This is a genomic window from Ruegeria sp. E8 (assembly GCF_056533985.1).
This window is the reverse complement of record NZ_JBQFOY010000011.1, coordinates 21223-44618: the sequence shown is the minus strand read 5'-3', so window position 1 is coordinate 44618 and position 23396 is coordinate 21223. Positions and strand designations below refer to the sequence as shown.

At 59.1% G+C, this 23396-nt stretch carries 21 protein-coding genes and 1 pseudogene; 12 read left to right on the top strand and 10 right to left on the bottom strand.

Annotated features, from left to right (window positions below; genetic code table 11):
- Nucleotides 1-90: 90 nt before the first annotated feature.
- The 6 genes and pseudogenes from ACR0LF_RS14740 to ugpC all read left to right on the top strand — a co-directional run bounded on the left by ACR0LF_RS14740 (nt 91) and on the right by ugpC (nt 5294).
- A complete protein-coding gene (locus ACR0LF_RS14740) occupies nt 91-969 on the top strand; it encodes a LysR family transcriptional regulator (protein WP_480581330.1) in 879 nt (292 codons plus the stop codon).
- 212 nt (nt 970-1181) lie between these two features.
- Nucleotides 1182-1406 (top strand): hypothetical protein, encoded by a 225-nt coding sequence (locus ACR0LF_RS14735; RefSeq protein WP_480581332.1) that lies wholly within the window; start codon nt 1182-1184, stop codon nt 1404-1406.
- A 6-nt stretch (nt 1407-1412) separates the two neighbouring features.
- Nucleotides 1413-2417: an extracellular solute-binding protein gene (locus ACR0LF_RS14730; protein ID WP_480581410.1), complete on the top strand. Its 1005-nt coding sequence runs from the start codon at nt 1413-1415 to the stop codon at nt 2415-2417.
- 76 nt (nt 2418-2493) lie between these two features.
- Nucleotides 2494-3375 carry a sn-glycerol-3-phosphate ABC transporter permease UgpA gene (gene ugpA, locus ACR0LF_RS14725; protein WP_480581335.1) on the top strand — a complete coding sequence of 294 codons (882 nt, stop codon included), beginning with the start codon at nt 2494-2496 and terminating at the stop codon, nt 3373-3375.
- On the top strand, nt 3375-4223 hold the full coding sequence (ugpE, locus tag ACR0LF_RS14720) for a sn-glycerol-3-phosphate ABC transporter permease UgpE (protein ID WP_480581338.1): 849 nt from the start codon (nt 3375-3377) through the stop codon (nt 4221-4223). Before ugpA ends, ugpE begins: the two co-directional genes overlap by 1 nt.
- Nucleotide 4224: 1 nt before the next feature.
- Nucleotides 4225-5294, top strand: a pseudogene (ugpC, locus tag ACR0LF_RS14715) (sn-glycerol-3-phosphate ABC transporter ATP-binding protein UgpC).
- Nucleotides 5295-5449: 155 nt separating this feature from the next.
- Here the strand turns inward: ugpC and ACR0LF_RS14710 are convergent.
- From ACR0LF_RS14710 to ACR0LF_RS14675, 8 genes are all read right to left on the bottom strand, one after another.
- A complete protein-coding gene (locus ACR0LF_RS14710) occupies nt 5450-6523 on the bottom strand; it encodes a BMP family ABC transporter substrate-binding protein (protein WP_480581341.1) in 1074 nt (357 codons plus the stop codon).
- 35 nt (nt 6524-6558) lie between these two features.
- Nucleotides 6559-7479 carry an ABC transporter permease gene (locus tag ACR0LF_RS14705; RefSeq protein ID WP_480581344.1) on the bottom strand — a complete coding sequence of 307 codons (921 nt, stop codon included), beginning with the start codon at nt 7477-7479 and terminating at the stop codon, nt 6559-6561.
- Between the two features lie 3 nt (nt 7480-7482).
- Nucleotides 7483-8565, bottom strand: a complete 1083-nt coding sequence (locus tag ACR0LF_RS14700; protein WP_480581346.1) for an ABC transporter permease — start codon at nt 8563-8565, stop codon at nt 7483-7485.
- Between the two features lie 63 nt (nt 8566-8628).
- Nucleotides 8629-10146, bottom strand: coding sequence for an ABC transporter ATP-binding protein (locus tag ACR0LF_RS14695; protein WP_480581348.1), 1518 nt, complete (start codon nt 10144-10146; stop codon nt 8629-8631).
- Entirely contained in the window at nt 10143-11078 is a 936-nt protein-coding gene (gene xdhC / locus ACR0LF_RS14690; RefSeq protein WP_480581350.1) for a xanthine dehydrogenase accessory protein XdhC, read from the bottom strand. The genes ACR0LF_RS14695 and xdhC overlap by 4 nt, the downstream gene beginning before the upstream one ends.
- Nucleotides 11078-13480: a xanthine dehydrogenase molybdopterin binding subunit gene (xdhB, locus tag ACR0LF_RS14685; protein ID WP_480581352.1), complete on the bottom strand. Its 2403-nt coding sequence runs from the start codon at nt 13478-13480 to the stop codon at nt 11078-11080. The genes xdhC and xdhB overlap by 1 nt, the downstream gene beginning before the upstream one ends.
- Complete coding sequence (gene xdhA / locus ACR0LF_RS14680) at nt 13477-14838, bottom strand: xanthine dehydrogenase small subunit (protein ID WP_480581412.1); 1362 nt, start codon at nt 14836-14838, stop codon at nt 13477-13479. Before xdhA ends, xdhB begins: the two co-directional genes overlap by 4 nt.
- A 202-nt stretch (nt 14839-15040) precedes the next feature.
- Nucleotides 15041-15184: a hypothetical protein gene (locus ACR0LF_RS14675; protein WP_480581354.1), complete on the bottom strand. Its 144-nt coding sequence runs from the start codon at nt 15182-15184 to the stop codon at nt 15041-15043.
- Between ACR0LF_RS14675 and dnaE the strand changes: the two genes are divergently transcribed.
- The 3 genes from dnaE (at nt 15183) to ACR0LF_RS14660 (ending at nt 19370) form a co-directional block, all read left to right on the top strand.
- Complete coding sequence (gene dnaE / locus ACR0LF_RS14670) at nt 15183-18683, top strand: DNA polymerase III subunit alpha (protein WP_480581355.1); 3501 nt, start codon at nt 15183-15185, stop codon at nt 18681-18683. The genes ACR0LF_RS14675 and dnaE overlap by 2 nt on opposite strands.
- Nucleotides 18684-18765: 82 nt before the next feature.
- Nucleotides 18766-18984, top strand: coding sequence for a YMGG-like glycine zipper-containing protein (locus ACR0LF_RS14665; RefSeq protein ID WP_480581357.1), 219 nt, complete (start codon nt 18766-18768; stop codon nt 18982-18984).
- 17 nt (nt 18985-19001) lie between these two features.
- Nucleotides 19002-19370 (top strand): hypothetical protein, encoded by a 369-nt coding sequence (locus ACR0LF_RS14660; protein WP_480581359.1) that lies wholly within the window; start codon nt 19002-19004, stop codon nt 19368-19370.
- A gap of 4 nt (nt 19371-19374) precedes the next feature.
- Here the strand turns inward: ACR0LF_RS14660 and ACR0LF_RS14655 are convergent, their stop codons facing one another.
- The gene (locus ACR0LF_RS14655) at nt 19375-19569 is read right to left on the bottom strand and encodes a SlyX family protein (protein ID WP_170573549.1); all 195 of its coding nucleotides are present in this window, start codon (nt 19567-19569) and stop codon (nt 19375-19377) included.
- Between the two features lie 126 nt (nt 19570-19695).
- Here ACR0LF_RS14655 and hisS point away from each other — a divergent pair, with 126 nt between their 5' ends.
- From hisS to hisG, 3 genes are read left to right on the top strand one after another with little or no spacing between them, the layout of a single operon-like run.
- Complete coding sequence (gene hisS, locus ACR0LF_RS14650; protein WP_480581361.1) at nt 19696-21183, top strand: histidine--tRNA ligase; 1488 nt, start codon at nt 19696-19698, stop codon at nt 21181-21183.
- A 3-nt stretch (nt 21184-21186) separates the two neighbouring features.
- Nucleotides 21187-22275 carry an ATP phosphoribosyltransferase regulatory subunit gene (locus tag ACR0LF_RS14645; RefSeq protein ID WP_480581363.1) on the top strand — a complete coding sequence of 363 codons (1089 nt, stop codon included), beginning with the start codon at nt 21187-21189 and terminating at the stop codon, nt 22273-22275.
- Nucleotides 22272-22961 (top strand): ATP phosphoribosyltransferase, encoded by a 690-nt coding sequence (hisG, locus tag ACR0LF_RS14640; RefSeq protein WP_480581365.1) that lies wholly within the window; start codon nt 22272-22274, stop codon nt 22959-22961. Before ACR0LF_RS14645 ends, hisG begins: the two co-directional genes overlap by 4 nt.
- Here the strand turns inward: hisG and ACR0LF_RS14635 are convergent.
- Nucleotides 22958-23389 (bottom strand): DUF1489 family protein, encoded by a 432-nt coding sequence (locus ACR0LF_RS14635; protein WP_480581367.1) that lies wholly within the window; start codon nt 23387-23389, stop codon nt 22958-22960. The two genes, hisG and ACR0LF_RS14635, sit on opposite strands and share 4 nt — an antisense overlap.
- Between the last annotated feature and the right edge of the window lie 7 nt (nt 23390-23396).

Here is a 23396-nt window from a genome sequence, read left to right as displayed (position 1 = left end):
GCTTTCAAAAGAGATGCCGCACGGCGGGTGCGCATGACAAATGATATATCTTGGGTTATTGCATTAAGAAAATTAATGGAGCTGTCACGCATGATTGATCCCAGCTCGGGCCTGCCTCCGCTGACATGGTTGCGCGCTTTCGAGGCCAGCGCGCGTCACCTGAGTTTTACCCGTGCAGCAAACGAGCTTAGCTTGACGCAATCGGCGGTCAGTCAGCATGTGCGCCATCTTGAGGCTTTCCTCGGCCGTGACCTGTTTGTGCGCAAAACGAGGATGCTGGAACTTACTGAAGACGGCGCGAATTATGTGCCCGGGATACGAGAGGCGTTTGCACTGATCGCCAGCAGTACGAAGGCCTTCACGGGTGCCCATGGCGGTGAAATCGTGCGTCTGCAGTGCAATATGGCCTTTAGCGTGTTTTGGCTTACGCCCCGACTGCACCGTCTGTACGAACAACACCCCTGGCTGGTTCTCGATATCGTTACTCCGATCTGGGACCCCGAGCGACATGCGGCGCAGGCCGCGTTTGAAATTCGTTTTGGTCGGCCCGAAGAGATGGCGGAAACGGCCATTAAACTGGCAGATGACAGGTTCTACCCGGTTTGCGCGCCGGATTATCAGAACGGTGAAATTGATCTGGACACTGCCGTTCTTTTTGATTGCGCAGGAATGACCGGAACCTGGGGCGCATGGTGTCAGGCGGATGGGCGCGCGTTTGACAGATCGGGCAGCGTGAACCTCGCCTCTACCTACGTAATTGCGATCAATGCGGCATTGAATAACGCCGGTATTTCCATGGCGCACGACACACTGGCTGCGGGTCTCGTCGAACAGGGCAGGTTGATACGGCCGTTTGACACCGCGGCCCAGTTGATCGAAGGCTATTACCTTCTTCCTCCGTCCCCTCATTCATTGACCCCGGCACGTGAGGCTTTCATCGATTGGCTGAAGGCCGAGGCAAGGCTGTAGGGCTTGCGCGACCGGCAGAGCTTCTAGTCCTCTTTTCAACTGAATTGTTCGAATGTGTTCTGACCGAATCCATCGGTGGGTTTTGATCCGGATCGCTCATGTGAACGCAGCTTAAGTTCATATGAACGTTACAGAATCGCCGTACTGCCCGGGCGTGCGTCAGACCCGACGCATCTGACACCATTGATCGGTGACACAGCCTGGAGAATCCAATGAAACCGACGAAATACGCTGCTGCAACAGCAGCGATTTTCGCTGCCCCCACCGCATTCGCAGCCGACAAGGCCGAAGTACAATTCTGGCACGCCAAAGGTGGCCAACTGGGCGAGATCACCGACAAATTCGCAGCCGATTTCAACGCGCAGTCGGACAGCTGCGTGATTAATTCGACCTACAAGGGCAACTACACCGAGAACATGACGGCCGCCGGAGAATAAGGTGCGATCTACCCTGTCTACAAGCTGATGGAAGACGCAGGGATCGCCTTCGACCAGTCGAAATATCTGCCTGCCGTTATCTCTTATTACACGGACACGGACAGCAATCTGCTTTCGCTGCCCTTCAACTCGTCGACCCCGGTTCTGTGGTACAACAAGACTGCCTTGGACGCCGCTGGCGTTGACGTGCCCACCACTTGGGACGAAGTTGAAGAAGCCGCTCGCGCACTGAAGGCCAACGGGGTTGAAAAGCCGTTCTCGTTCGGTTGGCAATCCTGGTCGAACATCGAAAACTTCTCGGCCTGGCACAATGTGGATCTGGGCACCGAAGAAAAAGGTTTTGCCGGTCTGTCGACCGAGTTCACCTTTAACAACGATGCCGTTGTAAACCACATCCAGCGTATCGCCGACATGGGGAAAGAGGGCCTGTTTGTCTATGGTGGTCGCCGAGGGGACAGCCGTGGTCAGTTCGTGAATGGTGAAACCGCATTGTGGATCAACTCATCGGCTTATTACGGTGGCTTCAAGAACGACATCAAGGACTTCGAATTCAGCCAGTCCATGCTGCCGCTGGACGCCGCCGTGGCGGATGCACCGCAAAACTCGATCATCGGCGGTGCGACGCTGTGGGTTCTGAACGGCCACGAGCAGCCGGAATACACCTGCGCCGCCGAGTTCTTCCAGTTCCTGTCGGAAGCAGAGCAGCAGGCCCACTGGCACCAGACAACCGGTTACGTTCCGATCACCACCGAAGCCTATGAGATGTCGAAGGAACAGGGTTTCTATGAGACCGATCCAGGCACAGACACTGCGATCAAACAGCTGAGCCTGAATGCACCGACCCCGGCGTCGAAAGGCCTACGCTTTGGCAACTTCGTTCAAATCCGCGACGTGATCAACGAAGAGCTGGAAGCCGTCTGGTCGGGTCAAAAGGACGCCAAGACTGCGATGGATGACGCTGTCGAGCGCGGTAACACCCTGCTGCGCAAGTTCCAGGGCGCCAACAGCTAAGACGAGCCCCCGTGACGCGGCCCCCTGATCACATTGGGGGCCGCGTTGTTTTTTCATCTGACTGCCGAGACATGACATGCAGAAACGCGTTGTCTTCCGATCCAGGCTGCTGCCGTATTTGCTGGTGGCACCGCAAATCGCCATCACGTTGATCTTCTTTTTTTGGCCCTCTTATCAGGCGTTGGAAAGCTCGTTTTTCCTGGAGGACGCGTTTGGCTTTTCCAGGGAATGGATCGGGATGCAGAACTACGCCGAGTTGTTCGCAGATCCAGGATATCTGAGGTCCTTTCGTACCACGCTGATTTTCAGCGTCTCCGTCGCGGCGTTGGCCATGAGTGTTTCACTGGGGTTGGCGGCGACCGCCAATCGTGTAATCCGCGCTGCAAACGCCTATCGCACATTGTTGATATGGCCTTATGCAGTCGCGCCCGCGCTGGCAGGTGTGATCTGGTGTTTTCTGATGAACCCAAGCCTTGGCATCGTTGCCTATTGGCTGAAAAGTTTGGGGGTAGATTGGAACCATTACGTGAATGGCGATCAGGCCTTGTTGCTGGTGATCGTGGCAGCGGCGTGGAAACAGATCAGCTATAACTTCCTGTTTTTTCTGGCCGGATTGCAAAGCATCCCGAAATCACTGATCGAGGCTGCCACCATTGACCGTGCCAGCCCGACGCGCCGGTTCTGGACTATCGTGTTCCCGTTGCTGACGCCCACCACCTTTTTCCTGCTGGTGGTCAATCTGGTCTATGCGTTCTTTGACATCTTTGCGCTGATCCACGCCACAACCGAAGGCGGCCCGGTCGATGCGACGTCGATTCTGGTCTACCGCGTCAATTCCACCGGCTTTGTCGGTCAGGACTACGGCAGTTCGGCCGCGCAGTCGGTTGTTTTGATGGTGCTGGTGATCGGTCTGACCTTCATCCAATTCCGCTATATCGAGCGCAAGGTGAATTACTGATGGTCGAAAATCGCCCTTTCCTGACCTTTCTGACGCATGCTGCGCTGATCACCGGTGTGCTGTTCCTGTGCTTTCCGGTTTGGATGGCGCTGGTGGCGTCGACGCACAGCGCCGACGCCTTGTCTTCGTCCCCCATTCCGATGTGGTTTGGCGATCAGGGATGGCAGAATTATTCTTTGTTGATCAGTCAGGGCATGCCCGAAGCGGGAGGCGTGCCGCTGGGCCGAATGATGCTGAACAGTGCGATCATGGCGCTGGGCATCACATTTGGCAAAATCGCCATCTCGATCATCTCGGCCTATGCGGTTGTGTACTTCAAGTTTCCGTTTCGCATGGTCTTTTTCTGGATGATCTTCATCACCCTGATGCTGCCGGTCGAAGTACGCATTCTGCCAACTTTTGATGTGGTTACCAAAATGGGGCTGCTGAATAGCTATGCCAGGCTGATCGTGCCGCTGATTGCCTCGGCTACTGCGACGCTGCTGTTCCGGCAATTCTTCCTGACCATCCCGGATGTGCTGGTCGAGGCCGCGCGGATTGACCGGGCGGGGCCTCTGCGGTTCTTCTTGGACATCCTGCTGCCGCTGAGCCGTACAAACATCGCAGCGCTGTTCATCATCCTCTTCATATTCGGCTGGAACCAGTATCTGTGGCCGTTTTTGGTGACAACGGACGAAGGGCTCTACACCATCGTGATGGGCATTCAGCGCATGGTGAATTCGGGGGAAAGCCTGCCGGTCTGGCATTTGATCATGGGCACGGCCGTGCTGGCGATGATCCCGCCGGTTCTGATTGTGATTGCAATGCAAAAGCTCTTTGTCAAAGGGCTTGTGGAAAGCGAGAAATAATATGGCCAATCTGAGCATCAGGTCTCTGGGCAAAACCTATCCCGGCGACGTGTCGGCTGTGTGTGACGTCAATATCGAGATCAAAGATGGTGAGTTCATTGTGCTGGTCGGCCCATCGGGTTGCGAAAAGTCCACCATTCTGCGGATGATTGCGGGCCTTGAGACCATCACAACCGGTGATCTGGACATCGACGGACACCGGTTGAATGATCTGGAACCCGGAGATCGGGACATAGCGATGGTGTTTCAGAACTATGCGCTCTACCCGCATATGACCGTGCGCGCGAATATGGCGTATGGCCTGAAGAACGAAGGCCTGCCCAAGGACGAAATCGCCGAGCGGATTGCCGAGGCTTCGCGCACGCTGCGTCTGTCGGAGTATCTGGACCGCAAACCGCGCCAGTTGTCGGGTGGTCAGCGTCAGCGCGTCGCCATGGGCCGGGCCATCGTGCGCAACCCGAAAGTGTTCCTGTTTGACGAGCCGCTTTCGAACCTCGACGCCAAGCTGCGAACGCAGTTGCGGGCTGAACTGAAAGCGTTGCATGCACGCCTGAACGGCACCTTCATCTATGTGACCCATGATCAGGTCGAAGCGATGTCGCTGGCCGACCGCATCGTGATCATGAGTGAAGGGCAGATCGAACAGATAGGCTCGCCGATGGATCTGTATCTGCGTCCGGCGACACGCTTTGTTGCGGAATTCATCGGCACACCGGCGATGAACTTTATCGACGCAACGGTCGGGTCTGATGGGCATTCGTTGCAGATCGATGAGCAGGTGATCGCCTCGGACGCGCCGGGACAGGCGCGACGGTAGGCATCCGCCCGGAACATCTTCACCGCGCTCACAATCATGCGCTGTACCTGAAACTCAAAACCGGTTTTGTCGAGCAACTGGGCGCAGACACGATCGTTCATGGTGAGGTTTCCGCGAATGGCACTTCCTCGCCGTTAGGCGTGCGCCTGCAAGGCATTCACTTGCCCGAACCCGGCAGCGAGCTGGAATTGGGCGCGTCCTTTTCGGATTTGCATCTGTTCGACACAGCCAGTGGCCGGCGTTTGAATCCATAAGTGAGAATCTGGGCTAGGTTTTTGGTGCTGCCCCAAAGGGTCCAATCTGGTCACAAGCAAGGTCACCTGAAACCTGGTTGTGAGGAATAGGACAAATCCAAAGAAAAAGGCCCGCAGACTACCCGCGGGCCTTTGTCATTCACTGACGATACCGCTTACTGCGGAATCTCGCCTTCCAGCCCTTCGACATAGAAGTTCAAACCTGCCAGCGTGCCGTCATCGGCCACTTCACCTTCGGCCAACCAATCGCTACCGTCTTGCTTCTTAATCGGACCTGTGAAGGGGTGATAGCTGCCGTCCGCGATTGCCGAAATCATCGTCAGAGCTTCTTCTTTGGTTTCAGCCGGAACAACTTCGGAAATTTCGCCGATACCGACCATACCTTCGCTGATTCCATCCCAAGTATCGATGCTTTCCCAGTTTCCATCCATCACCGCTTGGGTTCTGGCGATATAGTAAGGTGCCCAATTGTCGATAATCGAGCTGACGCGGGGATGTGGAGCGTATTCAGCCATATCCGCAGCCTGACCAAACCCAATCACATTGCCGGCGTCTTTCATAGCGGCCAACGGTGCAGTTGAGTCCGTATGCTGCAAAATAACGTCCGCGCCTTGTTCGATCAGAACTTTGGCGGCATCCGCCTCTTTCGAGGGGTCTAGCCACGTGTAAATCCAAATGACCTTGAACTCGACGTCTGGGTTTACCTTCTTGGCGTGGATGTAAGCAGAATTGATGCCGCGTATCACTTCGGGGATCGGGTAGGAGCCGATGTATCCCACAATGTTTGACTCCGTCATATTGCCTGCAATGTGGCCTTGTACTGCACGGCCTTCGTAGAAACGTGCAGAATAGGTCGAGACGTTGTCTGCCCTCTTGTAACCGGTGGCATGTTCGAATTTCACATTCGGGAACTTCTTGGCCACGTTAATTGTCGGGTCCATAAATCCAAATGACGTCGAAAAGATCAGGTCTGCACCTTCCAACGCCATCTGGGTCATCGCACGCTCGGCGTCTGGCCCCTCGGCGACATTTTCCTGGTAAACAAGCTCGACGTTATCGCCAAAATGCTTCTGCATTTCCTTGGCTGAGTGATGGTGGTGCTCGTTCCAGCCCCCGTCGTTGATTGAGCCGACATAGATAAAGCCGACCTTGGTTTTCTCTTGGGCAATGGCGCTCGAAGCCAGCCCTAGCGCCAAGGCGGCGCTTGTCAGAAGTGTTTTAATTTTCATGTGGTTACTCCCCAAGTTGGTAGATTTGGCCTCGTCTAATGCGAAGCATGGAAAATTCGGCCCAGTGAGGCAGGTGCGCTGCTCTTGTCGGCCGAAAGGATCACAAGCACAAGGATCGTGATGAGATAAGGCGACATTGCCAGATACTCGACGGGAATGGCAACGCCTGCCGCCTGTAAATTCAGTTGCAAGACAGTGATGCCGCCGAACAAATAGGCACCCAACAGAACGCGCCACGGTTTCCAACTGGCAAACACCACCAGTGCCAGGGCAATCCAGCCAACGCCAGCCGTCATTCCATCGGTCCATTGGGGCACGCGGATCAGACTGATATAGGCGCCACCTAGCCCGGCACAGGCCCCACCGAACAGGATCGCCAGAATGCGAATTCTGATGACCTTGTAACCCAGTGCGTGCGCCGCGTCGTGATTTTCGCCGACTGCGCGCAAGACCAATCCGGCACGCGTAAATTTTAGAACGTACCAGACCCCTGCAGTCAGAGCGATACCGACATATAGGATCAGATCATGCTGAAAAAAGATTGGACCGATTACCGGTATATCGCTGACCACAGGGATATGCAGATCTGCCACGTCGGGTGGTGTTATCCCAACATACCCTTGTCCCATAAGTGCACTGAACCCAAGGCCAAATAGGGTTAGCGCAAGACCACTGGCAACCTGATTAGCCAGTGCGACTTGCGTCAATAGTACAAAAAGCAATGACAACAGTGCACCTCCAACGGCTGCTGCGACGAAGCCCAGCCAGGGTGAACCGGTCTCGACCGAGATTGCAAAGCCGCTGATCGCGCCGACGATCATCATGCCTTCAACGCCAAGGTTCAGAACGCCTGCCTTTTCGACGACCAGTTCACCGATTGCGGCCAACAGCAGAGGCGTTGCGGCTACCATTAGCGAGGCAATCAGAAGTACGGGATTGATTTCACCTAGGTCCATGGTTCACGCCACCTCGCTACGGGCCGCACGGATGCGGTAGTTGGTCAGAAGATCGAAGGCCAGAAGGAAGAACAGAAGCATCCCCTGGAACACCTGAATGGCAGCGGCAGGCAGGCCCATCTGGGATTGCGCGATTTCGCCGCCGATATAGGTCAGCGCCATCAGGCCACCAGCCAGCAGGATACCCACCGGATGCAGGCGGCCCAGAAAGGCAACGATGATCGCGGTAAAGCCGTAGCCCACGTTGAAGTCGATGCTGACGACACCGGCAGGGCCCGAAATCTCGAACATGCCGGCCAGTCCGGCCAGTGCCCCGGCCAGGCCCAGACAGAACAGGATCAGCCGGGCCGGGTTCACGCCTGCGAACTTCGCCGCGCGCGGGGCTTCACCGGTCAGGCGGATGTGAAAGCCCAGCATGTGGCGGTTCAGCAGGACATAGGCGAAGATCACCGCGATCAGGGCGGTGACGACACCCCAATGCATGCCCGATCCGGCAATCAGTTCGGCGTTGTGTGCGCTTTCATAGGACTGCAGGTTTCGCGAGCCGGGAAAGCCGAACCCTTCGGGGTTCTTCAACAGGCCCAGCGAGACCGAGGCCAGCATCTGTTCGGCCACATAGACCAGCATCAGTGAGACGAGAATTTCATTGGTGCCAAATCGTACCTTCAGAAAAGCCGGGATCATCGCCCACAGCCAGCCGCCGAACGCGCCTGCAATCACCATGATCGGAAAGACGTACCAAGCATCCAGCGGATAGAAGGCCAGACCCGCCCCTGCGCCGAAGATGGCCCCCATGATGTATTGGCCCTCGGCGCCGATGTTCCAGATGCCCGCGCGAAACCCTAGCGACAAGCCAATGGCGATCAGCACCAACGGGGCACCTTTCACCAGCAATTGGGGTCGATAGTAAAACGAGAATTCGCCAAACAGCGGCTCCCAGAAAATGGTGCCGATGGCCTGCACCGGGTTCTTGCCCAATATGGCAAAGAGCAGACCGCCAAAGATCATGGTGGCCAGCACCGCCACCAACGGCGTTGCGTAGGACCACGCCTTTGACGGCTGAGGTCGTTTCTCCAACACTATCATCTGCACATCCCCCCAAAGTCTTCATCTTTTTGTAAATACTCTCGCCGAAGGCGGCATGCCGGCTCACACATGCGCCACCTCCATCCCGTGCGCGCCGCCCATCATCAGGCCGATCTCATCTACAGTCAGGCCAGTTGTGGTGCGCGGTGCGCTGAGCCGTCCTTCGTTGAGGGCGGCGAAGCTGTCCGAGATTTCCATCAATTCGTCCAGGTCCTGGCTGATGCAGATGACCGCAGTCCCTTTGGCGGCCAGATCCAGAATGGCCTGACGGATCGAGGCCGCAGCAGCCGCATCAACTCCCCATGTCGGCTGGTTAACCACCAGCACATCCGGGTTCTGCAAGACCTCGCGTCCGATCACGAATTTCTGCAGATTGCCGCCCGACAATGATCGCGCCGCGTTTTCAGGTCCCGGCGTGCGCACGTCGAAGGCTTCGATGATCTTTTCCGCAAAGCCTTTGGTTTCGTTCCATTTCAGGAACCCGTTGCTTTCCAGTCCCTCGCGGACCGATCCGGTCAGCAGGGCGTTTTCGGTCAGGCTCATATCCGGGGCCGCCGCATGGCCCAGCCGTTCTTCGGGGGCGGTCAGCACGCCCAGCTTGCGGCGGGCGGTCGGCCCCAGTTTGCCAATTGGCTGGCCGTTGAATTTGATCGCATCGGCTGGTGTCGGGATTTCACCGGACAAAACGCCCAGCAATTCATCCTGCCCGTTCCCGGCGACGCCGCCGATGCCCAGCACTTCACCCTTACGTACCGCCATGTGAACATTGCGCAGCGCAGTACCGAATTCTGACGGCGACGGCACGGACAACCCACTGACATCCAGCGCGACCTCGCCGAATTCACGGCCTGCGCGTTCCGGCGTTTGCAGGGTTGATCCCACCATCATCTCGGCCATATCGCGGGCTGAGGTTTCGGAAGGGACGCACTCGCCCACATTCTTGCCCAGCCGCAGGATCGTGGCGTGGTCGCACAAGGTGCGAATCTCTTCCAGCTTGTGAGAGATATAAAGGATCGAGGTGCCTTCAGAGCGCAGCTTGTTCAGCGTCTCGAACAGGATTTCGACCTCTTGCGGTGTCAGAACCGAGGTCGGTTCGTCCATGATAAGCAGTTTGGGGTCCTGCAGCAGGCAGCGAATGATTTCGACCCGCTGACGTTCACCCGCGGAAAGGTCACCGACCGTGCGGTAAGGGTCCAGCGGCAGACCGTAGGTCTCGGATACTTCCCGAATGCGCGAGGCCAGATCGCCCATGGGCGGCGGGTTTTCCATGCCTAGGGCGATATTCTCGGCCACGTTCAGCGCGTCGAACAGCGAAAAATGCTGGAACACCATCGCGATCCCGTCAGCCCGCGCCGCGCGAGGTTCGGCAGGTGCAAAAGGTTGGCCGCGCAACAGCATGGTGCCGCTGTCCGGCTTCACCAACCCGTAGATCATTTTGACGAGCGTGGATTTACCTGCACCGTTTTCGCCCAGTAGAGCGTGAACTTCGCCTTCTCCGATGTCAAAGGACACTTGATCATTGGCCACGACGCCAGGATAGGCTTTGGTCAGCCCTTGCAGGCTCAGTAAAGGAGTGGTCACGCGCTCAGGTCCTTCTTCAATGTGTTCTGCCGGGCGGGGCGCAGGATTTGCGCCGCGACACCAACTGCGATCATGTGCGGGTGCTTGCCCAAAGCCGGATCGCCAATCGGACAGGTGATCCGGCTGATCCGTTCGGGCGTATGCCCCAGGGCAGCCAGCCGCGACCGGAATCGCGCCCATTTCGTAGCCGAACCGATCAACCCCGCAAAGTGGAAATCGTGCGAAAGCAGTCGGTTGCACAGTTCCAGGTCTAGATTGTGCGAATATGTCAGTACCAAGTGTTCAGCATCGCGGGGCGCATGGCGAACCAGTTCGGCCGGTTTGGTGGCTGGTACGACGGTCACGCCATTCGGTACTACGCCGGGAAATCGGTCCGGCCCGGTATCGACCCAGGTAATGGCCAGATCGGGCAGCGGTGACAGAACATCGACCAGAGCCCGGCCCACATGGCCCGCACCCCAGATCCACAGATTCCGCGCCGGTTTATGCACCGGTTCGACCATCCAGCCGTCAATTAGCTGAGGTTCGGGCGCTATGCCCTGTCCACGGGCCGCCGCCAGCAGGCGCTTGACGGAAAACGGCATCTCGCCGCCCGAAGCCGCGCGCGCGATGACGGTGTCGCCCAGCGCGTTCACGGTTTCCGCATCATAGACCTCGCTCAACAAGGTCACCGCGCCGCCGCAGCATTGGCCCATGTCGGGGCCAAGCGCGTGTTGCGTCAGACGGGACGGAGCGGTCTGAGACCGTGCTGCCTCGGTCGCCTGAAACTCCAGCGTGCCGCCACCGATGGTGCCCGACTGCCCGTCCTCCCAAACAAGCATTGCTGCACCGACCTCGCGGGGTGACGACCCTTTGATGCCGGCGATAACGACCCGGACCACAGTGCCGTGGGAATTGACCGCCTCCCTCAAAGCCTCCCGATCAAATCCCATCAGGTTCCTCCCTTCACCCTTTGAACGCCGCGCCAGACTTCTTCTGCCGTAGCCGGGGCATCCAATGCTGGATAGCTGTCGCCGCAGGCCGCCACCGCATTCGACAGCGCCAGCCAGGCCGAGATACCCAGCATAAAAGGCGGCTCCCCTACCGCTTTCGAGCGATAGATGGTGTCTTCGCGGTTTTCGCCGGTCCAAAGCGCGACGTTGAAGATGTCGGGCCGGTCGGAACAGGCCGGGATCTTGTAGGTCGAGGGCGCATGCGTGCGCAGGTTGCCCTTGCCGTCCCAGACCAGCTCTTCCGTGGTCAGCCAGCCTGCGCCCTGAACATAGGCGCCTTCGACCTGTCCGATATCCAGCGCCGGGTTCAGCGATGCGCCTGCGTCATGCAGGATATCGGTGCGCAGGATGCGGTTCTCACCGGTCAGCGTATCTACAGCGACCTCGGTGATCGCCGCACCATAGGCGAAATAGTAGAACGGACGCCCCCGGCCCTTGATCCGGTCCCATTCGATCTTGGGGGTTTTGTAGAACCCTGTCGCCGACAGGCTGACGCGGCCCTGATAGACCATCGCGGCGGCCTGCGCGAATGTATAGCGCTCCTCGCCGACCGAAACATGACCGTCCGAGAACGTCACTGTCGACGGATCGGCCTGATGCCGTTCGGCCAGATAATCGGCCATCCGGTCGCGGATCGTGTCGCAGGCGGCTTTCACCGCCATGCCGTTCAGGTCACTGCCCGAAGATGCCGCCGTGGCTGAAGTGTTTGGCACCTTGGCCGTGTCGGTGGCAGTGATCTTCACCATTTCCAGTGGGATGCCAAAGCGTGAGGCGGCGACCTGCGCCACCTTCTGAAACAGACCCTGACCCATCTCGGTGCCGCCGTGGTTCAGGTGGACCGAGCCGTCCTGATACACATGCACCAGCGCGCCGGCCTGATTGAGGTGGGTCAACGTGAATGAGATGCCAAACTTGACCGGAGAGAAGGCGATGCCTTTCTTGATCACGCTGTTCTCTGCATTCCATTTCCCGATGGCGGCCTTGCGCGCGGTATAGTCGCTAGATTTCAACAGTGCCTCGGTCATGCCATGCAGTTCGAAATCGCTGACTTCCATCCCGTAGGGCGTGGTGTTGCCACCTGCGGGCAGAGGGCGCACGGGTGCGTCGCCCATCTCGACCGCGCCACGGCTGGTCAGGTCTTCATGCGGATCGGGGTGGCCCAGAGGCTTTTCCGTAGGCACAGGGTCTGCAACCGCATGAGCCGGTTCGTAATAGTTCCGGTGGCGCAGCTCGACCGGGTCCATCCCCAGCTCATACGCGGCGTGGTCCATCACCCGTTCGATCCCGACCATTCCCTGCGGGCCGCCAAAGCCGCGATAGGCGGTGGCGGATTGGGTGTTGGTCTTCAACCGGTGGCTTTCGATCCGCGCATTGGGCAGCAGATAGGCGTTGTCCGAATGCAGCATCGCGCGGTCGGCAACGGGCAGGGACAGATCCTGCGCCCAGCCACAGATGGCATGGTGCAGGAAGGACACGCCCTGAATGTGTCCGTTCTCGTCGAACCCGGCCTTGTAGGAGATGCGGAAGGCATGGCGCTTGCCGGTGATGATCATGTCATCGTCGCGGTCATAGCGCATCTTGCAGGCCTTGCCCGTTGCACGTGCTGCGACAGCGCAGGATACGGCCAGAGCGTTGCCCTGACTTTCCTTGCCGCCAAAACCTCCGCCCATACGGCGGGTTTCAACACGGACGGCGTGCATCGGAACGCCCAAGGCGTCCGCCACCTTGTGCTGAATCTCGGTCGGGTGCTGGGTCGAGCTGTGCACCAGCATGTCCGCGCCTTCATTCGGCACCGCCAGCGCGGCCTGACCTTCCAGATAGAAATGCTCCTGCCCGCCAAGCTCGAAACCGCCTTCGATTACGTGAGCGGACTGCGCAATAGCTGCCTCAGCATCGCCTTTTGCATAGATACGCGGGCCGTCCTCGAACCGGCTGTCGGCGGCCAGCGCCTCTTCAACAGTCAGGATCGGCGTCTCTTCGGCATAATCGATCCTGCCCAGACGGGCAGCTTTGCGCGCCGCCAGATGGCTGGTGGCAATCACCAGAAACACCGGCTGGCCGATATAGTGAATCTTTCCGTCCGACAGCAGCGGCTCATCATGGATCGACGGCGAGACATCATTGGCGAAGGGCAGGTCTTCGGCGGTCATCACCATGACAACGCCTTTGGCGGATTTCACCGCAGACAGGTCCATCGCCGCGATCTTGCCCTTGGCAATCGCGCTGAGACCGAAGGCCAAGTGCAGTGATCCCTTGGGCGTCGGGATGTCGTCGACATACCGGGCAGTCCCCGAAACATGCAGAGGGGCCGCGTCATGGGGCAGGGGCTTGGTCACGCTCATGCCGACACCTGCAAAACGTTGGTCAGTTCGCCCTGATCCTCTAGGAAGTACCTCTCAAGCATCGCCTTGGCGGTTTCCAACCGGTAAGCGGCAGAGGCGCGCATATCCGTCATCGGGGTAAAATCAGCGGTAAAGGCTGGCAGTGCGGATTGAACAGTCGCGCGCGCCCATGGCTTGCCGGTCAGAGCGGCCTCGACATTCGCAGCCCGTTTCGGAATACCGGCCATGCCGCCGAATGCGATGCGGGCCTCAGCGACAGTGCCGTCTGAGACGGTGATGTTGAAACATCCGCACACGGCCGAGATATCCTGATCGAACCGTTTGCTGAGCTTGTAGACCTTCAGCCGATCCTCCTGACGGGTAAAGCCGACTGCCTCGACGAATTCGCCGGGTGCGCGGTCCTGTTTGCCATAGTCGAGGAAGAACTTCTCCAACGGGATAGACCGGCGCGCATCGCCTTTGCGCAGATGCAGCGTCGCGCCCAGAGCGATCAGAGCAGGCGGGTTGTCCCCGATGGGCGAGCCATTGGCGATATTGCCGCCGACGGTCGCCGCATGACGCACCTGAACGCTGGCATAGCGGCGGATCATCTCGGCGTAAGAAGGGTGCAGATCGGCCAACGCCTCGCCCATTCGGTTCATGTCGACCATGGCGCCGAAACGGATTTCATCGTCAGTGATCGTGATGCCCTTCAGATCGTCGCAACGATTCAGGAAGATCACCGGGTCCAGATCGCGCAATTGCTTTGTGACCCAAAGCCCGACATCGGTGGCACCAGCGACCAGAGTGGCGTCGGGGTTTTCGGCATAGACGGCCGCCAACTCGTCGGACGAGCCGGGCAACATAGGCGACGCGGTGGATGCGGCGGCTGGCTTGTCCTTGACCCAGACCGGAACAGGCACGTCTTCTACAGCCTCGGCGGCGCGGATGATCGGAGCGTACCCGGTACACCGGCACAGATTGCCCGCAAGCTGCGTATCGTGATCCTTCGCGCCATTGGCGTGGCTGGCGACCATCGACATCACGAAACCGGGGGTGCAGAAGCCGCATTGCGAGCCGTGCAGGTCTACCATTGCCTGCTGAATCGGGTGCGCTTCGCCATTCGGACCAGCCGCGCCCTCAACGGTGCGGACCGCCTTGCCGTGCAATTGCGGCAGGAACAGGATGCAGGAATTCAGCGCCTTGTGGCCGCCTTCATCCGTGACCATGACGGTGCAGGCGCCGCAATCGCCTTCGTTGCAGCCTTCCTTGGTGCCGGTCAGGCCGCGATCCTCGCGCAGCCAGTCCAGCAGAGTTGCTGTCGGATCGACATCCGCCAGTTCCACTGTCTCTCCGTTCAGAAGAAACGTGATGTTCATTCGAGAAACCCGTCGCCTTACCCGGTTGCGCCCTTCGGTGCCCTCCTTCGATGCGACGTAGAAAGAGTGGCGGGCGAATAGCTTGCCGTCAGATGTTAGAAAGTGCATAGGTTGTCTGGCAAGAAAAACTGCCTATTTGATACACCAATGGGTGCCAATGGTGTTTGATTGAGATATCCGTTTAACGGCCAATAAGTTGAAATTAAAAGGCTTTTGTCTCTTGGCTCGGTCTGATGTCCGAAGCACCTTCCAAAAAATCCGAATAATCAATCCTTATCTTTTTGGCATTTGACGGCCAAGGTTCCTGCTTTTGAACCATGCCCGACTGAGATAGCGTAGCGGTCATGAGCAGTACTCCTCGATTCATTCATCTCCGCGTTCACACCGAATATTCCTTGCTGGAAGGCGCCGTGCGGCTGAAAAAGCTGCCCGGTCTGTGTGAGAAGATGGAGATGCCCGCTGTCGCTGTTACCGACACCAATTCGATGTTCTCGGCCTTGGAGTTTTCCGTTACCGCCAGCAGCTCAGGAGTGCAGCCGATCATGGGCTGTCAGGTCGATCTGACCTATGTGCAGGCACAGCCGGGGGAAAAGCCCAAAGCGCCCGCGCCTTTGGTTCTGCTGGCACAGTCCGAGGTTGGGTACGAGAACCTGATGAAGCTCAGCTCGTGCCTGTACGTGGACAAGGGCGGGCAGTTGCCGCAGATCACGTTGGAGGAACTGGCGGAACGATCGGACGGTTTGATTTGCCTGTCCGGCGGACCGGACGGGCCAGTGGGCCGCCTGTTACAGCAGGGGCAGCGCCCGGCAGCCGAGGCTTTGGTGGATCGGCTGGCTTCGATGTTCCCGGACCGCTTGTATATCGAACTACAGCGCCATCCCGGCGAAGACGGCCAGCCCGAGGCTGAACGCCTGACCGAGCGCGGCCATGTCGAGATGGCCTATGCCAAGAACCTGCCGCTGGTCGCCACCAACGATGTTTATTTCCCGACCTCGGATATGTATGAGGCGCATGACGCGCTGATCTGTATTGCCGAGGGCGCTTATGTCGACCAGCAGGACGGTCGCCGACGCCTGACCGCGCAGCACTACTTCAAGTCGCAGCAGGAAATGGTGACCCTGTTCGCTGACCTACCCGAAGCCATTGAGAACACGGTCGAGATCGCCAGACGCTGCGCCTTCATGGCCTATCGCCGCGATCCGATCCTGCCGAAATTCGCAGATGACGAAGTCGCCGAACTGCGCCGCATCGCCAACGAGGGCCTACAGAAACGTCTTGCTGTAATCCCGCACGCGGTGACGACCGAGGAATACCAGGAGCGGCTGGACTTCGAGCTGGGCATCATCGAAGGCATGGGGTTCCCCGGCTACTTCCTGATCGTTGCCGACTTTATCCAATGGGCCAAGGATCACGACATTCCGGTGGGGCCGGGGCGGGGCTCGGGCGCGGGCTCGCTGGTGGCCTATGCGCTGACGATTACTGACCTTGACCCTCTGCGCTACTCGTTGCTGTTCGAACGCTTCCTGAACCCCGAGCGGGTCTCGATGCCCGACTTCGATATCGACTTCTGCATGGATCGCCGTGAAGAGGTGATCCGCTACGTGCAAGAGAAATACGGGCGCGACAAGGTAGGGCAGATCATCACTTTCGGTGCGTTGCTGTCGAAGGCCGCTGTTCGTGACATCGGTCGGGTTCTGCAGATGCCTTACGGTCAGGTTGACCGCCTTTCCAAGATGATCCCGGTTGAGGGTGTGAAACCCGTCTCCATCGAAAAGGCACTGAAAGACGAACCCCGCTTGCGCGAAGAGGCCCGCAACGAAGAGGTGGTGGAGCGCCTGCTCACCTACGGTCAGCAGGTCGAAGGGTTGTTGCGCAACGCCTCGACCCACGCGGCGGGTGTGGTGATTGGCGATCGACCTCTGGACGCACTGGTGCCGATTTATCAGGACCCGCGTTCGGATATGCCGGCGACCCAGTTCAACATGAAATGGGTGGAACAGGCGGGGTTGGTCAAATTCGACTTTCTGGGCCTGAAAACCCTGACCGTGATCCAGAACGCGATGGATCTGATCTTCAAGTCCGGACGTGATCTTCACATCGCACCCGATGGCACTGAGCTTTATGAACCCGCCGAGGGTGCGGTGAACGAGATCAATGCCATCCCGTTGGATGATGAGGCAACGTACAAGCTCTATTCGGCGGCCAAGACGGTAGCGGTGTTCCAGGTTGAAAGCTCGGGCATGATGGATGCGCTCAAGCGGATGAAGCCGGACTGCATCGAGGATATCATCGCCCTCGTCGCGCTCTATCGTCCCGGCCCGATGGAGAACATTCCCAAGTTCTGCGAGGTCAAGAACAAACTCAGCGAACGGGACACCCTGCACCCGTCCATCGACCATATCCTGGACGAGACCCAGGGCATCATCGTCTATCAGGAACAGGTAATGCAGATCGCGCAGGAAATGGCGGGCTACAGCCTGGGCGGTGCAGACTTGCTGCGCCGCGCGATGGGTAAGAAGATTCAAGAGGCGATGGACGCCGAGCGGCCCAAATTCCTAAAAGGGGCTGCCGAGAACGACGTGGACGAGGCCAAGGCGACCGAGGTCTGGAACCTACTGGACAAATTCGCCAACTACGGCTTCAACAAATCCCACGCGGCGGCCTATGCGGTTGTCAGCTATCAGACCGGCTGGCTGAAAGCGAACCACCCGGTTGAGTTCATGGCTGGTGTCATGAACTGCGATATCCATCTGACCGACAAGCTGGCGGTTTACTTCGAAGAGGTTCGCAAGGGGCTGGAACTGCCCTATGTGCCGCCTTGCGTGAATCGCTCTTTGGCGACATTCGATGTGGTCGAAGGCCATTTGGTGTACGCGCTAGGCGCTCTCAAGAACGTCGGTGTTGAGGCGATGAACCTTTTGGTCGAGGGGCGCGCAGAAAAACCGTTCGTGAACCTGTTCGATTTTGCCCGGCGCGTTGATCTGAAAAAGGTTGGCAAGCGTCCGCTGGAGATGCTGGCCCGGGCCGGGGCGTTTGACCAACTCGACAAGAACCGCCGTCGTGTTTTCGAAAGCCTCGATCCGCTGGTGCAATACTCGGCGGCGATCCACGATCAGAAGAACTCCAATCAGGTCTCGTTGTTCGGCGAAGCGGGTGACGACTTGCCGGAACCACGTCTTTCGCCGACCCCGGACTGGCTGCCTGCTGAACGTTTGAGTGAGGAGTTCAAGGCGATTGGCTTCTACCTTTCAGGCCATCCGCTGGACGATTACATGCCCGCGCTGAAACGTAAAAAGGTGATGACCCTAGATGAGGTAACGGAAAAGGCGCGTTCGGGTCCGTTCTTTGCTGAGATGGCGGGCGTCGTGGCGGGGCGGCAGGAACGGAAATCAGCACGGGGCAATCGCTTTGCGTTTGCCCAACTTTCCGACCCGTCAGGCGCGTATGAGGTCACGTTGTTTTCGGAAGTACTAGAAAAATCACGTGAGTTCCTAGAGTCCGGCGCGCAGGTGGTTCTGACCGCAAAGGCCGAAATGGAGACAGATCAACTCAAGCTGCTATGCAGTTCGGTCCGGCCCGCCGATACAGTCGTGGCCGAGGCCGGGGCAACCGGTCTGCGCATCTTTGTCGACGAAGCGCAGGCATTGCCGACGGTCGCCAAGGTCCTTGAGGATGCCGCAGTCGCCGCCAAAGGGGCCGCCCGGGGGCCGATCCAACTGCTGTTGTTGGACCCGAGCCTGCCGGGAGATGTGGAAATGGATCTGGGGCGTGAGTTTCCGATCAACCCGCAGATCAAGGGCGCGATCAAATCCCTGGAGGGCATCCTGTCCGTCGAAGAGATTTGAGCCCTTTGTTGCCAGACGTTTGGCACCCCGCTAGGCTGACCGCATAGAGATGTTCTTGGTCATGCCACGGGAGGGCGTTGATATGGCGATTTCAGGTCTCGATTTAAGAAAAATAGTATTTGGCGCGACTGCGTCGCTGGCTTTGGTATCGGCGTCTGTCGCGTTGGCGGACGACAAGAAGAAAGAAAGAGCGATCAAAGGTGCCGTGATCGGAGCCGGTGTCGGTGCCTTGGTTGGTGACGGCAAAGGCGCCGCTGCTGGTGCGGTCGCTGGTGCGCTGATCGGCGCAAATACTAAGTGAGCGGGGGAGGTCGCAAGATGCGTTTCAATGCGTTGAAAGGAATCGCTCTGGCCGCGACGGTCATGGCACCCGGATTGGCCCAGGCCGATGAGGAAGCCGAACAGATGATGCAACAGGCGCTGCCGTTGATGTATCACACATGCACGTCGGTTATCGAAGAGGCCGATGGGAATGACGAATACATTCTGGACGTGGTCGGCAAGATGACCGCCTTGTCGCTTTACAACCGTCAGGTCGATATCGAAGCTCATGCCAGTTCCGACGAGGACAAAGCCGCTCTGCGCGAGACTTTTCTGGCTGCGCTGAAAGAAGGTTGTTCCGGGGACGAAAACGCTTTGTTGGGTGGCGTCGTGGACAATGCGGTGAAATCGACGCTGGGGTTGTAATGTCTCAGTAATGCGGCGGGCGTTCGTCGCCGAACACAACCCCGCCGGACCCTTCCTGCGCCCGTTCGGCCTCGCGCTGCAACAGCATCTCAACCCGGCGGGTCAGGCGGTCGATCTCGCCCTGCTGGCGGGTGACGACCGTGTTCAGTTCTTCGACCGTGCGGGTCAGATGGGCGATCTGTTCTTCCAGATGCTGCATTGGGATCTCCTTACAGGCCGGTCATAGCGGCGCTTTGACCGTATGACCAGCGAAAGCGCGCCTTGCCCCGATGCAGGCCATGGGATAGACCGCGCGCGGAACACTATTCGCCCAAGGACGCCCCACATGGCCAAGCCCAAGAAACAGCCCCGCCCCAAGGCCGTAACGCCGAAAGGGTTCCGTGACTATTTCGGCGAGGAAGTCACGCAGCGCACCGAGATGCTGCGGACGATTGCAGGCGTGTATCATCGGTACGGGTTCGATGCCTTGGAGAGCAGCGCGGTCGAGACTGTCGAGGCGCTGGGCAAGTTTCTGCCCGACGTGGACCGCCCGAACGAAGGCGTCTTTGCGTGGCAGGAATTCGACGAAGGCGGCAATGGCGATTGGATGGCTCTGCGCTATGACCTGACCGCGCCTTTGGCCCGCGTCTACGCGCAGCACCGCAACGATCTGCCGACGCCTTATCGTCGTTATGCGATGGGGCCGGTCTGGCGCAACGAAAAGCCGGGGCCGGGGCGGTATCGGCAGTTCTATCAGTGCGATGCGGATACGGTTGGCACAGCTTCGATGGCCGCCGATGCCGAGATCTGTGCGATGCTGTCGGATACGCTGGAAACCGTGGGCATTCCGCGCGGCGACTATCTGGTCCGGGTCAACAACCGGAAGGTTCTGAACGGCGTGCTCGAGGCGATGGGTCTGGGCGAAGACGCCGCCGCCCGCGACAACGTCCTGCGCACCATCGACAAGTTCGACAAGGTGGGTGAGGCCGGTGTGCGTGAGCTTCTGACCAAGGGCCGCCTGGATGCCTCAGGCGCGTTCATTGATGGCGTAGGCCTGAGCGAGGATCAGGCCGAGCCGGTGATCGCGTTCCTGACCTCGAAAGCTGCGGATACCGCCGGAACGCTGGCGAACCTGCGCGCCGCCGTGGGTGACAGCAAGATCGGTGCGGACGGGATTGCCGAGCTGGAACAGATTGACGCGCTGCTGGATGCGGGCGGCTATGGCGCGGATCGGATCGAGATTGACCCCTCGGTCGTGCGCGGTCTGGGCTACTACACTGGGCCGGTTTATGAGGCCGAACTGACCTTTGAGATTTTCGACGAGAAAGGCCGCAAGCGGCAGTTCGGATCGGTCTCGGGTGGTGGGCGTTATGACGATCTGGTCAAGCGCTTCACCGGGCAAGAGGTTCCCGCGACTGGCATCTCCATCGGTGTTGATCGTTTGCTGGCCGCGCTGCGCGAAAAGGGCCGGATCGCCGCGCAGGCGACAGGCCCCGTAGTTGTCACAGTGATGGACCGCGACCGTATGGCCGACTATCAGGCGATGGTGGCTGAGCTGCGCAATGCCGGTATCCGGGCTGAGGTCTACTTGGGCAACCCCAAGAACTTTGGCAATCAGCTGAAATATGCGGACAAGCGGAACTCTCCGATTGCGGTGATCGAAGGCGGTGACGAAAAGGCCAACGGCATTGTCCAGATCAAGGATCTGATCCTGGGTGCGAAGATTGCCGAAAGCGCCACGCTGGAGGAATGGAAAGAACGCCCCAGCCAGTTCGAAGTGTCGCGTGGCGATCTGGTCGACAAGGTGCGCGAAATTCTGGACAATCAGGACTGAGCTATGCCCAATCGTTCCCAGATACAGGCCCGCGCCGCGATGATGCGGGTGCGTTTTGAGGCCGCGGGCGCTCAGATCGTCGATACGCCTCTGCTGCAACCGGCAGAAACGTTGCTGGACCTTTACGGCGAGGATATCCGCGCGCGCGCTTACGTGACCTCGGACGCGCTGAGGGGTGAGCAGATGCTGCGCCCGGATTTCACGTTGCCCGTTGTGCAGATGCATATGACCGAAGGGGCCGAACCTGCGCGCTATACCTATTCCGGTGAGGTATTCCGGCGACAGGAGCACGACCCCGATCGGTCCAACGAATACATTCAGGTCGGCTATGAGGTTTTTGACCGTGACGACCCATCGGGTGCTGATGCCGAGGTTTTCTCGCTGTTTGCGTTGCAACTGCGGGGATTGTCGCTGCGTGCGGCAACCGGGGATATCGGCATCCTGACGGCGGCCGTTCGAGGTCTGCGCACGACCGACCGCCGCAAGGCCGCGTTGATGCGGCATCTATGGCGTCCGCGCCGGTTCCGGGTTCTGCTGGATCGTTTCGCCGGGCGAAAGCCCGGTCCGGAGGGGCGAGACACCCTGTTGGACGTGGAAAACCCGCTTAACAACGACATCCCAATGATCGGCAAGCGCCGCGCCTCCGAGATTGAGGCGCGGATCGAAGCCTTGCGCGAAGATCGCGATACACCACCGATCTCCGATAATGAACTGGCCGGGCTGGAAACGCTGCTGAACGTGCGCGAGACTATGCCGTTTGCGTTGGAACAACTGCGCGATGTGGCAGTGGACCTGCCGCAGATCACACCGGCGCTGGACCGGCTCGAAGCGCGCATCGCGGCGTTGCAGGCTCGTGGCGTCGATGTCGAGCGGCTGGATTTCGAGGCTGCCTATGGGCGCACCTCGATGGAGTATTACGACGGGTTCGTCTTTGGGTTTTATGCCGAAGGCCGCCCGGACCTGCCACCCATTGCCACCGGAGGGCGCTATGACGCACTGACGCGGCAGTTGGGCAACGGTGCAGAAATCCCGGCTGTTGGGGGCGTCATCCGCCCCGACCTGATGCTGGAAGTCGAGGAGGACGCGCAATGAGCCTGAAACTGGGCGTGCCCTCGAAGGGCCGGTTGATGGAGAAGACCTTCTCGTGGTTTGAAAAGCGCGGCATCACCCTGTCGCGCAGCGGGTCGGATCGGGAGTACGCGGGCAAGGTCGAGGGGATCGACGGTGTCCGATTGATCCTGCTGTCGGCGGGGGAAATCCCGCGGGAACTGGCAGCTGGCCGTATCCATCTGGGCGTCACCGGTATCGATCTGGTGCAGGAAAAACTGCCGCGATGGGAGCAGCAGGTGGAAGAGGTGTCGCAACTGGGCTTTGGCAAGGCGGACCTGATCATCGCCACCCCCGCCTGCTGGGTGGATGTAGACACGTTGGACGATCTGGATGCCGCTGCGGCCGCGTTCCGCAAAACTCACGGTCACCGGCTGCGGATCGCCACCAAGTACCACCGTCTGGTTCGCGAGTTCCTGACCGACGCGGGTGTCGCCGACTATACGTTGGTCGACAGTCAGGGCGCGACTGAAGGTACGGTGAAGAACGAGACCGCCGAAGCGATTGCCGATATCACCTCAACCGGCGAGACCCTGCGGGCCAACCATCTGAAAATCCTGTCGGACGGGCTGATCCTGCAATCGCAGGCGACGCTGTGGCGCAGCCGGGTGGCGAAATGCGATGCCGGGGAAAAGGCTGTTCTGACCGACTTGCTGGATCGCCTGCGTTAAAGCACGCCGATTTCTGCCAGTGCGCGGTTCAGATCGTCGGGCAATGCGTCGTCCTGCGCGCGGGTTTTGGGCAGGTCGGCGGGCGTATCTTCTGGTTTCAGATAGCGCCAGCCCTGAAACGGGCGTTTCAACGCGGTCTGGGTGCGGTGAACCTCGGGGTCCAGCACGATTGCGCAGCGGCGAATGCCGTCATCTCCGATCACCTCATCCAGCCGCAGGATGCGCTGACGGCATTGGATCGTGCCCTTGATCACCCAATAGATTGATCCGCCGTTCAGAATCTCGACCTCGCGCTTGGGCCACATGCGGGTGACATGGCGCGGACAGCCGTCCTGATAGAGCGGCTTGCGGCTGTCCTGCCACTCCATAAGCGTGTCGACGCTTTCCGATCCGACCGAGAGTTTTATCAGGTTTACGTACTTATCCACAGCTTTC

Coding starts and splice junctions, on each gene's coding strand:
- ACR0LF_RS14740 (WP_480581330.1), top strand. CDS start 91: ATGATTGATCCCAGCTCGGGCCTGCCTCCGCTGACATGGTTGCGCGCT.
- ACR0LF_RS14735 (WP_480581332.1), top strand. CDS start 1,182: ATGAAACCGACGAAATACGCTGCTGCAACAGCAGCGATTTTCGCTGCC.
- ugpA (WP_480581335.1), top strand. CDS start 2,494: ATGCAGAAACGCGTTGTCTTCCGATCCAGGCTGCTGCCGTATTTGCTG.
- ugpE (WP_480581338.1), top strand. CDS start 3,375: ATGGTCGAAAATCGCCCTTTCCTGACCTTTCTGACGCATGCTGCGCTG.
- ACR0LF_RS14710 (WP_480581341.1), bottom strand. CDS start 6,523: ATGAAAATTAAAACACTTCTGACAAGCGCCGCCTTGGCGCTAGGGCTG.
- ACR0LF_RS14705 (WP_480581344.1), bottom strand. CDS start 7,479: ATGGACCTAGGTGAAATCAATCCCGTACTTCTGATTGCCTCGCTAATG.
- ACR0LF_RS14700 (WP_480581346.1), bottom strand. CDS start 8,565: ATGATAGTGTTGGAGAAACGACCTCAGCCGTCAAAGGCGTGGTCCTAC.
- xdhC (WP_480581350.1), bottom strand. CDS start 11,078: ATGGGATTTGATCGGGAGGCTTTGAGGGAGGCGGTCAATTCCCACGGC.
- xdhB (WP_480581352.1), bottom strand. CDS start 13,480: ATGAGCGTGACCAAGCCCCTGCCCCATGACGCGGCCCCTCTGCATGTT.
- xdhA (WP_480581412.1), bottom strand. CDS start 14,838: ATGAACATCACGTTTCTTCTGAACGGAGAGACAGTGGAACTGGCGGAT.
- dnaE (WP_480581355.1), top strand. CDS start 15,183: ATGAGCAGTACTCCTCGATTCATTCATCTCCGCGTTCACACCGAATAT.
- ACR0LF_RS14675 (WP_480581354.1), bottom strand. CDS start 15,184: ATGACCGCTACGCTATCTCAGTCGGGCATGGTTCAAAAGCAGGAACCT.
- ACR0LF_RS14665 (WP_480581357.1), top strand. CDS start 18,766: ATGGCGATTTCAGGTCTCGATTTAAGAAAAATAGTATTTGGCGCGACT.
- ACR0LF_RS14660 (WP_480581359.1), top strand. CDS start 19,002: ATGCGTTTCAATGCGTTGAAAGGAATCGCTCTGGCCGCGACGGTCATG.
- ACR0LF_RS14655 (WP_170573549.1), bottom strand. CDS start 19,569: ATGCAGCATCTGGAAGAACAGATCGCCCATCTGACCCGCACGGTCGAA.
- hisS (WP_480581361.1), top strand. CDS start 19,696: ATGGCCAAGCCCAAGAAACAGCCCCGCCCCAAGGCCGTAACGCCGAAA.
- ACR0LF_RS14645 (WP_480581363.1), top strand. CDS start 21,187: ATGCCCAATCGTTCCCAGATACAGGCCCGCGCCGCGATGATGCGGGTG.
- hisG (WP_480581365.1), top strand. CDS start 22,272: ATGAGCCTGAAACTGGGCGTGCCCTCGAAGGGCCGGTTGATGGAGAAG.